12 protein-coding genes are annotated in these 13328 nt (G+C 65.3%); 10 read left to right on the forward strand and 2 right to left on the reverse strand.

The annotated features are described in order from the left end of the window. Positions 1-322 precede the first annotated feature (322 nt). The 3 genes from I6F17_RS34315 to I6F17_RS34325 all read left to right on the forward strand — a co-directional run bounded on the left by I6F17_RS34315 (position 323) and on the right by I6F17_RS34325 (position 2231). The gene (locus I6F17_RS34315) at positions 323-1087 is read left to right on the forward strand and encodes an alpha/beta fold hydrolase (RefSeq protein ID WP_225131888.1); all 765 of its coding nucleotides are present in this window, start codon (positions 323-325) and stop codon (positions 1085-1087) included. Positions 1088-1111: 24 nt separating this feature from the next. Further along, a complete protein-coding gene (locus tag I6F17_RS34320; RefSeq protein WP_225131887.1) occupies positions 1112-1447 on the forward strand; it encodes a hypothetical protein in 336 nt (111 codons plus the stop codon). A 109-nt stretch (positions 1448-1556) separates the two neighbouring features. After that, entirely contained in the window at positions 1557-2231 is a 675-nt protein-coding gene (locus I6F17_RS34325; protein WP_225131886.1) for a dienelactone hydrolase family protein, read from the forward strand. A 145-nt stretch (positions 2232-2376) separates the two neighbouring features. Here I6F17_RS34325 and I6F17_RS34330 read toward each other — a convergent pair whose 3' ends face one another. Both I6F17_RS34330 and I6F17_RS34335 read right to left on the reverse strand, forming a co-directional pair. Beyond that, positions 2377-3123: a polysaccharide biosynthesis/export family protein gene (locus tag I6F17_RS34330; protein ID WP_225131885.1), complete on the reverse strand. Its 747-nt coding sequence runs from the start codon at positions 3121-3123 to the stop codon at positions 2377-2379. A gap of 344 nt (positions 3124-3467) precedes the next feature. Further along, complete coding sequence (locus I6F17_RS34335) at positions 3468-3785, reverse strand: hypothetical protein (protein ID WP_025033220.1); 318 nt, start codon at positions 3783-3785, stop codon at positions 3468-3470. 423 nt (positions 3786-4208) lie between these two features. On the opposite strand from I6F17_RS34335, the gene rpsT reads away from it, so the two are divergent. From rpsT to I6F17_RS34370, 7 genes are all read left to right on the forward strand, one after another. Beyond that, a complete protein-coding gene (rpsT, locus tag I6F17_RS34340) occupies positions 4209-4475 on the forward strand; it encodes a 30S ribosomal protein S20 (RefSeq protein WP_036002606.1) in 267 nt (88 codons plus the stop codon). A gap of 1255 nt (positions 4476-5730) precedes the next feature. Then, the gene (gene dnaA / locus I6F17_RS34345) at positions 5731-7140 is read left to right on the forward strand and encodes a chromosomal replication initiator protein DnaA (protein WP_036002610.1); all 1410 of its coding nucleotides are present in this window, start codon (positions 5731-5733) and stop codon (positions 7138-7140) included. 259 nt (positions 7141-7399) lie between these two features. Beyond that, complete coding sequence (gene dnaN / locus I6F17_RS34350; RefSeq protein WP_172787964.1) at positions 7400-8518, forward strand: DNA polymerase III subunit beta; 1119 nt, start codon at positions 7400-7402, stop codon at positions 8516-8518. 56 nt (positions 8519-8574) lie between these two features. Continuing rightward, positions 8575-8862 carry a GIY-YIG nuclease family protein gene (locus I6F17_RS34355; RefSeq protein WP_225131884.1) on the forward strand — a complete coding sequence of 96 codons (288 nt, stop codon included), beginning with the start codon at positions 8575-8577 and terminating at the stop codon, positions 8860-8862. Positions 8863-8908: 46 nt separating this feature from the next. Then, a complete protein-coding gene (recF, locus tag I6F17_RS34360; protein WP_036002616.1) occupies positions 8909-10045 on the forward strand; it encodes a DNA replication/repair protein RecF in 1137 nt (378 codons plus the stop codon). 120 nt (positions 10046-10165) lie between these two features. Next, positions 10166-10900 (forward strand): hypothetical protein, encoded by a 735-nt coding sequence (locus tag I6F17_RS34365; RefSeq protein ID WP_225131883.1) that lies wholly within the window; start codon positions 10166-10168, stop codon positions 10898-10900. A gap of 120 nt (positions 10901-11020) precedes the next feature. Next, entirely contained in the window at positions 11021-13183 is a 2163-nt protein-coding gene (locus I6F17_RS34370; protein ID WP_225131882.1) for a hypothetical protein, read from the forward strand. The last annotated feature ends 145 nt before the right edge of the window (positions 13184-13328 follow it).

Consider the following 13328-nt stretch of genomic DNA (forward strand, 5'->3'; position numbering starts at 1 on the left):
TGAAGCTAATCCGCTGGTCCATCGCACAGCTCTCTCGCCAAGGCATCGGCTGATCCTCCCAGCCGATAGAGAACTGTTACCCATCCATCCGGTCTACTGTGTTACCCATCTATCCGGTCTGGACAGCTTTCTTCCTTCTCCCCTTGTGGGAGAAGGTGGCGCGAAGCGCCGGATGAGGGGTTGTATCCGCGCACTCGCATTGAGAGAGTCATGCGCGGATAGAGACCCCTCACCCGGCTTCGCTTTCAGCGAAGTCACCCTCTCCCGCAAGGGGAGAGGGTGCAGCGGTGTCGTGGCGAGGAAAAAGAAAGGGCGGGAAGCAATGCCGGAGATCAATCGCGACGGCGTCAACATCTACTACGAGGTTCATGGCAACGGGCCGCCGCTGCTGCTCACGCACGGCTATTCCTCAACGTCGGCGATGTGGCATGGGCAAATCGACGCGCTGGCGAAGGACCACACGCTGATCCTGTGGGACATGCGCGGCCACGGCCAGTCCGATTACCCTGACGATGCGAGTGCTTATAGCGAAGACCTCACGGTCGGTGACATGGCGGCGATCCTCGATGCGGTCGGCGCGAAGCGCGCCATCATCGGCGGGCTTTCGCTCGGCGGCTACATGTCGCTGGCGTTCTACCGCGCACATCCGGAGCGGGCCCGCGCGCTGCTGATCATCGACACCGGCCCCGGCTTCAGGAAGGACGATGCGCGCGAAGCCTGGAACGCGCGGGCGCTTGCCACCGCCGACCGGCTCGACCGCGAAGGCCTCGAGGTCTTGAAAGCGGCGACGCGCGAGCGCGCCACCGCGAGCCATCGCAACGCCAGCGGGCTTGCGCTCGCCGCGCGCGGCATGCTGACCCAGCGCGATGCGCGCGTGATGGAGCTGTTGCCTGAGATCAAGGTGCCCAGCCTGATCGTTGTCGGCGCCGACGACACCCCGTTCCTTGCTGCCTCCGACTACATGGCGGCGAAGATTCCCGGCGCACAAAAGGTCGTGATCCCCGCGGCCGGACACGCCGTCAACATCGATCAGCCCGAGGCTTTTGTTGACGCGGTCGTGCCTTTCCTGAAGAACTTGCCGGCATAGGGCGATCGAGCAAGGACACAGGCGATGAAGCTGATGATGCTGGCTGCGGGCACGATACTGCTGTCGATCTCCGCGCAGGCCGAGCCGTTCGGCGCCGTGCCGCAGCGCCAGCCTTTCGTCACGACCTTGTCGAACAACATTCCGCTCGCCTTCGGCATGGATGCCGAACAGACCGCGCGCGCCCTCGGGCAGCAGCTGCAATATGTGCGGGGACGTCCCGGCCACGAGATCTATCTCGCCTTGCGCAACATCGGCGGCAGCGGCCTGATCCCGTATCGCCATCGCCTGTTCCTGCAATTCCGCCACGGCCGGCTGGCCGGATGGAAGGAGGATTACGGCGAGAACTGGATGTGGGAGTAGTGTTGAGCGCCGATATTCCGGATCGTCATGGCCGGGCTTGTCCCGGCCATGATTAGCGCGTGGAACGAACGCGACCTCGGATCAATACCAACCAAGAAGGACAACCCGCGTGGGACAGGACATCAAGCTGACGGCCTCGGACAATTTCCAGCTCGGCGCCTATCGCGCCGATCCCGCCGGCACGCCGAAGGGCGCGGTGGTGGTGATCCAGGAGATCTTTGGGGTCAATCACCACATCCGCTCGGTCTGCGACCGCCTCGCCGGGGAAGGCTATGTCGCGATCGCGCCGTCGATCTTCGACCGGACGGCGCCGAACTTCCAGTCGGGCTATTCGCCCGACGAGATCGCGGAGGCGCGCAAGTTCGTGGCCAACCCGGACTGGGCCGCGATGCTGCGCGACACGCAGGCTGCGATCGATGCGGTGAAGAGCGTCGGGCCCGTCGGCATCATCGGCTTTTGCTTGGGCGGCAGCATCGCCTTCGTCGCGGCGACGCGACTGACCGGCCTGAAGGCCGCGATCGGCTATTACGGCGGCGCCGTCGTTCGCTTCGCCGACGAGACGCCGAAGGTGCCGACCCAGCTGCATTTCGGCGAGAAGGATGCCGGCATTCCGCTCGCCGACGTCGAGACCATCAAATCGAAGCGGCCGGATGTGGAGGTCTTCATCTATCCAGGCGCCCAGCATGGTTTCCATTGCGACGAGCGCGCCAGCTACGACAAGGCCAGCGCCGACATCGCCTGGCCGCGCAGCATGGATTTTTTCGCGAAGCATTTGACGAAGTAGCGCGCGGCTCTTTCCACTGTCATTCCGGGGCGCGCGCAGCGCGAGCCCGGAATCCATCGTGCGTCAGCGTTCGTGGATGAATGGATTCCGGGCTCGCGACTTCGTCGCGCCCCGGAATGACGAAGGAGAGAGTCGGGCTTGAGCCCTAGAACCAGCGCTCGCCGACGAACACGGTGTCGCCGGGCGCGAGCGGCGTGCCGAGCGGCACCACGGCGCGCATGGCGCCGCCGTTCTCGGTGTGCGTGACGGTGACCATGTCGCGCTTGGCGCGCGGGGAGAAGCCGCCGGCGATGGCGACCGCGCTCTCGACCGTCATATTCGGCACGTAGGGATATTGGCCGGGCGCGAGGACCTCGCCGAGGATGAAGAACGGACGATAGGTCTCGATCTCGACCGCCACCGAAGGCTCGCGGATGTAGCCGTTGCGCAGGCGTGCGGCGATCTCGCCGGCCAGCCCTGCCGTGGTGCGGCCGCGGGCGGGCACCGCGCCGATCAGCGGCATGGTGATGGAGCCACCGGCGTCGATCGCATAGCTGTTGGTGAGACCTTCCTGGCCGTAGACCACGACGCGAAGCTTGTCGCCGGCGTCCAGATGGTAGGAGGCGCCATTGCGCACCGGCACCGCCATCGGCGCGGCGTAGCCGACCGGCATCGGTGCGGGCGAAGCGGCAAAGGAATTACTGAGCGCTGCGATTGCGCCACCGCCGTTGTTGGCGACGACGACCGGCCGCGGCGCATTATAGGGCTGGCCATAGGCCATGGCATCGAGATCGGGACGAGGCTGCACCATCGCGACGGGAGTTGCGGTCTGCATGCAGCCGCCCAAAGCGAGCGCGGCGGACGCTGCCAAGGACGCCAAGTTCGACCATCGAAACGCGCGTGCAACCGGCACCGGACCCATCCTCGAAACGAGACAGCTCCAGTGATGCACCGGTTATGGTTAATAAAGCGTTGAGTGTCTTACCCTCCCCTGGAGGGGTCCGGGACGAGCGTAGCTCGCCCGTGGGTCGATCGCGCGCAGCGCGAGCGGGGTGGGGTGACGGTCTCTCCGCGACGGACAGTGCCCGAGTGAAGAGATCACCCCACCCCGTCACGCGATCTCGCTTCGCTCCATCACGTGCCGACCCTCCCCCTCCAGGGGAGGGTAGGCGACACCTCGTTTGCGGCGATACCCTCTCACGCCGATACCGATTGCACTTTTCCGGATCGTGCTTTGGTCGCGGAAGAGTTGAAAGCTCAATCCCGGGAATAGCCGATCAAGGGCTTGCGCGGGCGGAACAGGATCATCAGGAGGATGCCGAGAATGCCGAGGACGGCGAAGACCGGCTGCTCCAGCACCAGGCGGATCACCGAGGTCCAGAGCCAGGGCGCCTTGGCCTCGACCCAGGTGCGGAAGGCCGATTGGCTGGCCTGATTGATGTCGTTCCAGAACTGGCCGAAACGGGTGAATTTGAGGGTCTGGTCGGCCACCCAGCGGGCGCCGTCATAGACCATGAAGATGAACCCGCCGGCGAGCAGCAACAGCCCTATCAGTCGGAAAAAGCCGCGGATCATGCCTCACCTACGATGGCCGTCCGAGCAGACGACCTTTTCGGAACGATGCCAGCCAATAGCCGGGCGACGGCAGAAATTCAACCTCTTCAGGGCGTTACGGCACTCATCCAGGCCGCCAAAGGCGCGTTTCCGGCGCCCGAAAGCGTTGACGGTGCGAAAGACCCTCTCTATAAGGGCGCCAACTGGCGGTGGGCGCAATCCCGCCGCCGCTGTTCTTTGAGCAGTTGCAGGCACCCTGGGCTTCAGGACTCATCCGAGCTTGAAGACACCTTGGAGCCTCAGAGACAGCCGCAAGGCGGTCGCTCATGTTCCGGGAACGGCCCAGCAACCGAACACCCTAAATCCGAGCGTCGATTCCGCGGTCAAGCAAGCCGGCGCTACCCGACCAAGACGCGACCGGTACCCGCAAAGGACATTGAGACCATGGCCAATACCACTTCCGCCAAGAAAGCGACGCGCAAGATCGCCCGCCGCACCGCCGTCAACAAGTCGCGCCGCACCCAGATGCGTGGCGCCGTGCGCAACGTCGAGGAAGCCATCGAGAGCGGCGACCGCGCCGCTGCCGTGAAGGCGCTCGCGACGGCCGAGCCCGCCTTGATGCGCGCCGCCCAGCGCAACATCATTCACAAGAACAACGCCAGCCGCAAAGTCTCGCGCCTCACCGCGCAGATCGCCAAGCTCGCGAAGTAAATCTGCTAAGTCATCTTGGCGACATCGCCTGATCGGTCGATCCGGTCAGCGCGTCAAAAAGCCCGGCCTCGCGCCGGGCTTTTTTGTTGGCTGTCATATTCACGCAAGCTGTCACGCGAGGCTCATGTGTCGCTTGGACGATTTACATCGTCTGCGTCAGTCTTCATTCCGTAATTCTACCTGCCGATGTTTTGCCACAGCGGAAACTTCACTGCGTTGCAAAAAACCCCTGTGAGGCGGGCGCGAATTGAATCGGTGGTGGACGAGAGTTCTGCACACCGTAGATTCACAGGAAAGCGTGTGACGATGGAGTTACCCTGTGAAACGAGACTCAAAAAACGATGTCTCGCTAATCACTTATCGACATAGCGACCGCAAGCATTTGGAAAATTCGGCCCGCGCGTCGAACGCGTGACAAATTTGTAAAAAAAATCGGCGGTGGCGGAGAATTGTCACATGAGGTCCGGCATTTTCGATTCTGTGCACGAATCCAAAAACTTGCTCCGAGCCTGTGCACAACCCACGTGCGGCGTTAACTGACGTCAAGTTTTTTTGCTGGCTCAAGTGTGAATCAATTCGTTGCGAGTCTTTCCGCTTAGTGTATTCCTTAGGTCGTCAGCGGCGCCCACGATCTTGAGACCAGCGCGGTATCGGAAACGGGGCGAGCGTGCAAATCGGCGGCGATGTGCACGTAGGCGACGCTTCAACAAGTGATTGTCGGTCGAACCCACAGCAATGTGGGAAGGGTAGTTTTTTGTCTGAATGTCTCCAAGCGGGATCTTATCCATCCCGTCGCGCCAAGGCGTACAAGAGAGACATCGCGAAGCTATCCCGGCACACAAGGTGGCGAAGTCGAGCGGACGACTAGTACATTTGGGCAGACATCCGCGACAGGAGTACGGCGCGGTTGTCTTCAGGACACGCAGGACCTTGCCGTGAGTGATCACGGCAGGACGGGGAGGTATCATGTCTTACGGACTCAACGCGGTATTTCAGCACGTTTCCTTTTCCAACGATGCCGTTTCAGCCCCGTCGGATCTCCAGCCTCCCGCGTGTGACGGAGCGCCGAGTACGCGCTGACCTCGCGACCCCTCCATCTCTGACATCGCTGATCTGACCCGCGGCGTTCGCGCCGAACGGTCGAGCCATGCCCGACGATGGACTCGCTCGAGGTCGCGCCAGTTCAGGGTCCGTGGCAAGAACCCTGCATGGCGCTCACAACGCAACTATATCTCTCAAGAGAAGTTTTCTGACGATGACAATGGAACAGGATCGCTGGTCACGCGTGAAGGGTCGGCTGCGCTCGAGCGTTGGCGAGGACGTCTACACGAGCTGGTTTGCACGCATGGATCTGGAAGGCGTGCAGGACGAGAGCGTGCGGCTCTCGGTGCCGACGCGGTTCCTGAAGAGCTGGATCCAGGCCCATTATGCCGAGCGCGTGCTGTCGTGCTGGCAGGCCGAGATGCCGGAAGTGCATCGCATCGACCTCACGGTGCGGTCCGCCGTGCGCCCCTCGGCGCAGCCGAAGGAAGCGCCCGCGCCGGTCGAGGCGCGCCGCGCGCCGACGCCGGAATTGCGCTCGACGGCGACCGCGCCGGTCTCGGCCAATCACGACGCGCTCGGCGGCTCGCCGCTCGATCCGCGCCTGACCTTTGCGAGCTTCGTCGTCGGCCGCTCCAACACGCTGGCCCATGCGGCCGCGCGCCAAGTCGCCGAAGGGCGTCGTGGCGACCCCGTGATGTTCAACCCGCTCTACATCCATGCCGGCGTCGGCCTCGGCAAGACGCATCTCTTGCAGGCCGTGACCTGGGCCGGCAATTCCGGCAACGAGCGCAAGGTGCTGTATCTCACGGCCGAAAAATTCATGTATGGCTTCGTCGCTGCGCTGAAGACGCAGACGGCGCTGGCCTTCAAGGAAGCGCTGCGCGGCATCGACGTGCTTGTCATCGACGACCTCCAGTTCCTGCAGGGCAAGTCGACGCAGGCCGAGTTCTGCCACACGCTGAACGCGCTGATCGACGCCGGCCGCCAAGTCGTGATCGCGGCCGACCGTCCGCCATCGGATCTGGAAAGCCTCGACGATCGCGTGCGCTCGCGGCTCGCCGGCGGGCTCGTGGTCGAGATGGGATCGCTCGGCGAGGAGCTGCGCCACGGCATCCTGAAGTCGCGCGTCGCGGCGGCCCGCGCCCATCACGCCACGTTCGAGGTGCCCGAGGAGGTGCTGCATTATCTGGCGCGCACCATCACCCATAACGGCCGCGACCTCGAAGGCGCGATCAACCGGCTGCTGGCGCATTCCAAGCTCAACAACCGGCCGGTGACGCTGGAGATGGCCGAGCACGAGGTGCGCGACCTGGTGCGGCCGCAGGAGCCGAAGCGGATCAAGATCGAGGACATCCAGCGCGTGGTGGCGCGGCAGTATAATGTCAGCCGCTCCGACCTCTTGTCCTCGCGCCGCACCGCCAACGTGGTGCGCCCGCGCCAGGTGGCGATGTATCTCGCCAAGACGCTGACGCTGCGCTCGCTGCCCGAGATCGGCCGCCGCTTCGGCGGGCGCGACCACACCACGGTGCTGCACGCGGTGCGCAAGATCGAGGCGCTGGTCTCCAAGGACACCGCGCTGTCGGAGGAAGTGGAATCGCTGAAGCGCCAGCTTCAGGAATAAAGGCCTAGGGCTCCCGCCCTGCTCCCGCCGCCCCGGCTTGCCTGGGCGGCGTCTTCGTTTTGAGGCGGTAAATCGTGGGGAACTGGCCCCAATCCCTTGAATCTGCGGTCCATCCGCGCCACCTTGCGCGACCCAGACGGCTTTGGTCATATCGGCAGGAATGATCCGGCCTTGCCGGGGTCTTCGGTGCCGTGGCGCGCGTCCCGCCGCCCGGCCTTCTCAACGCTGTGTTTTCCTAAGGGATCGGGCGAGTAGTGCAATGAAGGTTACGGTCGAACGCGCACAATTGCTGAAGTCGCTGGGCCATGTCCACCGCGTGGTCGAGCGCCGCAACACGATCCCGATCCTCGGCAACGTGCTGGTGCGCGCCGAGAACGCGAAATTGTCGCTGAAGGCGACCGACCTCGACCTCGAAGTGACCGAGACGCTGCCGGCGGAAACCGCGACCGCGGGCTCCACCACCGTGCCGGCGCACATGTTCTACGACATCGTGCGCAAGCTGCCGGACGGCTCGCAGATCGTGCTGGAGGCCGACGGCGACCGCGCCGTGCTCGCGATCCGCGCCGGCCGCTCGCGCTTCACGCTGCAGACGCTGCCGGAGAACGATTTCCCGGATCTGGCCGCCGGCGACATGTCGCATTCGTTCTCGCTCGCCGCCAAGGACGTCAAGCGGCTGATCGACCGCACCCAGTTCGCGATCTCGACCGAGGAGACGCGCTATTACCTCAACGGCATCTATCTGCATGCCGCCGGCACGGCGAAGGCCGCCACCCTGCGCGGTGTCGCCACCGACGGCCACCGCCTCGCCCAGCTCGACCTGGTGCAGCCCAAGGGGGCCGAGGGCATGCCCGGCGTGATCGTGCCGCGCAAGACGGTCGGCGAGGTGCAGCGCCTGATCGAGGACACCGAAGCCGAGATGACGATCGAGCTGTCGCAGGCCAAGATCCGCTTCACCATCGGCAACGTCGTGCTGACCTCGAAGCTGATCGACGGCACCTTCCCCGATTACGGCCGCGTCATTCCGCAGAACAACGACAAGGAGCTCGTGGTCGACAAGAAGGATTTCGAGAACGCGGTCGACCGCGTCTCGACGATTTCGAGCGAGCGCGGCCGCGCGGTCAAATTGTCGCTGTCGGCGGGCAAGCTGGTGCTGTCGGTGACCAATCCGGATTCCGGCAGCGCGACCGAAGAGCTCGAGGTCGAATACGCCTCCGACGCGCTCGATATCGGCTTCAACTCCCGCTATCTGCTCGACATCGCCGCCCAGATCGAAGGCGACGTCGCAACGCTCCGCCTCGCCGACCCCGGCTCGCCGACGCTGGTGCAGGACCGCGACGACAAGAGCGCGCTGTACGTGCTGATGCCGATGCGGGTGTGAGGCGATTTCTCTCTTCTCGTCATGGCCGGGCTTGACCCGGCCATCCATCAAGCAAGATGACCTATTGGGTGTACATCCTCGCCAGCAAGCCCGGTGGAACACTCTACATCGGCGTCACGAACAATCTGGTCAGGCGCGTCTACGAACATCGCGAAGGCCTGGCGGACGGCTTCACCAAGCGTTACGGCGTGGAGACCCTGGTCTATTTCGAGGCGCATGACACGATCGCCGCTGCCCTTCAGCGCGAAAAGAACATGAAGCACTGGTCACGCGAGTGGAAGATCGACCTGATCGTGAAAAGCAATCCCGCGTGGCAAGACCTATATGATGAAATAGCCCGCTGACGCGGGCGATGGATTGCCGGGTCAAGCCCGGCAATGACAGAGTGATATGACCCCCTCCCGCATTCATCGGCTGACGCTGACGCATTTTCGCAATTACCGGGCGGCGGGGCTCGAGACGGCGGCTGATCTGGTGGCGCTGGTCGGGCCGAACGGGGCGGGCAAGACCAATTGCATCGAGGCGATCTCGTTCCTGTCGCCGGGCCGCGGCCTGCGCCGGGCGACGCTGGAGGATGTCGCCGACAACCAGGGCGACGGCTCCTGGGCGGTGTCGGCGCAGGTCGAGGGCGCGCTGGGGCTGGCGACGCTCGGCACCGGCATCGATGCGCCGCGCGCGGATACCACGGTGAGCCGGCGCTGCCGCATCGACCGCGAGCCGGTGGGCTCGGCCAGCGCCTTCGGCGATCATATCCGCATGGTGTGGCTGACGCCGGCGATGGACGGGCTGTTCATGGGCGCAGCGTCCGAACGGCGGCGCTTCTTCGACCGTCTCGTGCTCGCCATCGACAGCGAGCATTCCAGCCGCATCAACGCGCTCGAGCGCTCCTTGCGCTCGCGCAACCGCCTGCTGGAGACGCGCAATTACGACGACCATTGGTGCGACGCGATCGAGCGCGAGACGGCCGAGCTCGCCGTCGCGGTGGCGGCCACGCGCGGCCAGACCGCGGCAAGGCTCACCGGCATGCTCAACGCGCGCGCGCAGGCATCCGCATTTCCGTCCGCTCAAATCGCGCTCGACGGCTGGATGGAGAACGCGCTGCTCGAGGAGACCGCGACCTCGGTCGAGGACCGCTACCGCCAGATCCTGCGCGACAACCGCCCGCGCGATGCGATCGCCGGCCGCACCACCGACGGCCCGCATCTCACCGACCTCCAGGTGATCTACGCGCCCAAGAGCATGCCGGCGCGCGATGCCTCCACCGGCGAGCAGAAGGCGCTGCTGATCGGCCTCGTGCTGGCGCATGCGAGCCTCGTCGCCGAGATGACCGGCATCGTGCCGCTGCTGCTGCTCGACGAGGTGGTTGCGCATCTCGATCCGAACCGCCGGGCGGCGCTGTTCGATGAGCTGAAGAAGCTCGGCGCGCAGGTGTGGCTGACCGGTGCGGATCCTGCCGCCTTCGCCGAGATCGGCGCGGGGGGCGAAGTGTTTGACGTCGAGAGCGGACGAGTCTCGGCCCGCAGCTAGGCCGCCGCATTGAACCCGCCTGTTCCAGATCGCGACTAGCTGCTTGAGGCCGCAAGAAGCGGCCATCGCGCAGCACTCCGACATGCGCGACATCCTTCGCGATATTTTTGGAGCATGAGCATGACGGCGGTGAGGCATGGGGCGCAAGCTCCGGCACGATGGCAGTTGTTTGCGTGCGGCTTCGCCCTGTTTGCGATGTGCATGCTCGCGGCCAGCGCCGGTGCCTCGCTGCCGCATCTGTTTCCGACGCCGCTCACGCTGGATTCCGATGCCAAGCTGCCCGCACCGACCCGCTATACTTACAGGGGGATCCACACCACGCTGATGCAGGGCGTCGACGCGCCGCTCCGCGTCAGGCTGGAGGCCACCGTGCCCGCGGGGCTCAGCGACGTGCTCGCCTTCTACCGGACCGAGCTTCGCAAGCTCGGCTGGCAAGAGCAGCATGATGGCGCCGTGATCAATGCCGATCACATCCGGCTCGCCTTCGTCTCGCCGCTGGGGCCGGCCGCGCTGAAGCTCGACCGCAAGGATTCCGGCACCTCGGTTCATCTGGTGCAGAAGAACGCGGACATGGCGACAAAGGCGAACGTGCTGCCCGAGCCCGGCCAGGCGAAGCTGGTGTTCAGCAATATCGGCGACAAGGAAGCGGTCCTCACCATCAACGAGCGGACCATCCCGCGCCCGGCCGGCGCGAACGCCGTCGCGCTGGACCTCGCGCCGGGCGAATATTCGTACAGGCTGGGCGTCCCGGGCCAACCCGCCACCACGAACATCCTCACCGTCGCCGCCGGCGACACCTGGGAGCTCACGGTCGGGCGCGACGGTGACGCCTGGCCGCCGCTGCAGCTGTACTGAGCCTGTTGAACCTCTCCGGTTCCCGGCGCGACTTCTCGTCTGAGGCCGCACCGACGGCGCCGCAGCCCGCCAATGCGCAAGGGCATGACGACCCGCGCGACATCCAGGAGTTTTTTGACGATGCCGATGATCCGGCGCGGGGCGCAAGTCCCGGCAAGATGGCTGCTGCTTGCCTGCGGCATTCTCGCGATAGTGATCCCCTCGCGTCCCGCCGGCGCGGCAGACGACGGCATCGTCGACGTCCATACGCTGCCGCGGCTCGACGGCGCGGTGGAGGACACTTCGCGTCCCGACACCTATCGCGTGATCTACACCGTGCCGACCCCGCTTGCCGCCACGTCGGACGCCACCAGGAAGCTGCTGAGCGCCGACGGCTGGGTGCCCTATGTGTATCCGCTGGATGAGAAAAGCACAGCGTTGACCTTCAAGAAGGGACGGCAGGGGCTGCGCGTTTCCTTCACACAGGCGCGCGGGCGACCCGACCAGTCCGCCGTGTTCTACACGCCGAACCGGATCTATGCGAACGTGCCCTTTCCGGAAGGTGCGATCGATCTCGTGTTCGACGAGACCCGGCCCTATCTCAGCTGCATTGCGCCCGGCGCGCTCGATGCGACCGCAGCATTCTTTACCAAGGACATGGCGGCGATGGGATGGCGCAAGCTGAACCCCGATACGGCATCGCGCTGGCCGAACGCCGATCTTGCCGGGGACGTTCCGAACGGCGTTCGCGCCTTCTACGACCACCCCGATCGCGACGCGACGCACGTCTACCAGAAGCCGGTGATGCTGACCCTGACGCGCCGCGACGATGGCCGCACCAATGTCGAGATCCGGGTCGCGCCGTTCGCGCTGCCGGAGGTGCTCGAGGCCGACGACGATATGGCCGGCCTGCCGCGGCCGAAGCCGACCAAATCTGCACGGGGTCTCGGCAGCGCCAGCTCGAACAAGCGCGAGATCTCGGCCGCCGCGATCGCCGAGCTGCCCGCCGTGCGCGCCTTCTATCAGCGCGAGCTCACCGCGCGCGGCTGGCAGGAGGACGGCCGCGCGCCGCTCGCGCCCGGCGACGAGGTGGCGATCAAGATTTCCAACACTGATGAAACCGGTGTGCTGCGGCTCGGCCGCAAGTATGATTTCACCATGGTCAGCCTGACCGCGCAGGTGAAGGAATCCGCGCTCGCCGCTCGCGCCAAGGCGAAGAAGGAGGCCGACGCGCGGTTCCTGAGCGATGCCTTGGGTACGGCTCAGCAGCTCATTGCGGCCGATGATATCAGGCGCAAGACGCAAGCCGCCGCCCTGTCGGACGCCCCGCTCACCGCGCTCGCTGACAGCAAGACGCCGGTGCCGCTGCCCGAAAACGCCGAAGCCGTGAAGTTCGAAGGCGGCGACGGCCGGCTGGAATTCTCCTCGGCGTCGAGCGTGAAGGCGCTCAGCAGCTTCTATCGGACCGCGCTGAAGAGCTCGGGCTGGAAGGAGCAGCCCTCCGTCATCAACCAGCCGAACATGGCGGTGATGGCGTTCTCGAAGGGCGGCAAGTCGATCTCGATGACGGTGATGCAGATGGGCCCGAAGGTGAATGTCCGCGCCGACGGATCGGGCCTGGTGACCGAAGCGGCCAAGGCTGCGGCCGGTGCGGAGGTGGAGGTTCAGGCCAAATCCGCCGAGCCGCTCAAGCCCGATCCTGAGTCCCCGCTGCCGGTGCCGACGCAGCGTTCGTCGAAATCGCTCGCCACCACCAAGATACCCGGAGGCGAAGCGCCGCTCCGCCGCGAGCTCGAGGCCCGCATCCCCGCTTCGCTCGACGAGGTCCTCGCCTTCTACCGGGCCGAGCTTGCAAAGCTGGGCTGGCAGGAGAAGACCGACGGCGTGGCCTTGTCAGCGGAACGCGCGCAGATCGAATTCACCTCGCCGCAAGGTCCCGCCGTGCTCAAGCTCGGCCGCGCCAAGGGCGAGACCACGGTCAGCCTGGCGCAGAAGAATGCCGATGCCGCGACCAAGGCCGAGATCATGCCGAAGGCGGGACAAGCGCGGCTCATGCTTGGAAACATGGCAGCGAACGAGGCCGCGCTGACGATCAACAAGCAGTCGGTGAAGATCGCAGCCGGCGCCGGCGGCCCGCAATCACCGAAAGGCCCGATGCTCGACCTGCCGCCTGGCAAGTACGTGTACGCGTTGCGCCTGCCCGGCCGCCCTGCGCGTAGCGAGTCCCTGACCGTTGCCGCCGGCGAGGCCTGGGGCCTTCTGGTGGGCCCGAGCGGCGACGTGCTGCCGCTGCAGATGTATTGAGGCTGCACGCTTTCAGATTCGCGGTATCGTCATGGCCGGGCTTGTCCCGGCCATCCACGTCTTCCGCGACGCCAAGAACGTGGATGCCAGGACAAGGCCGGGCATGACGGCGATCGATGAATCAGTTTCAGGTGCCCCAAAACCA

Source organism: Bradyrhizobium sp. NBAIM18, assembly GCF_020193825.1.
In the GTDB taxonomy this organism is placed as follows: Bacteria; Pseudomonadota; Alphaproteobacteria; order Rhizobiales; family Xanthobacteraceae; genus Bradyrhizobium; species Bradyrhizobium yuanmingense.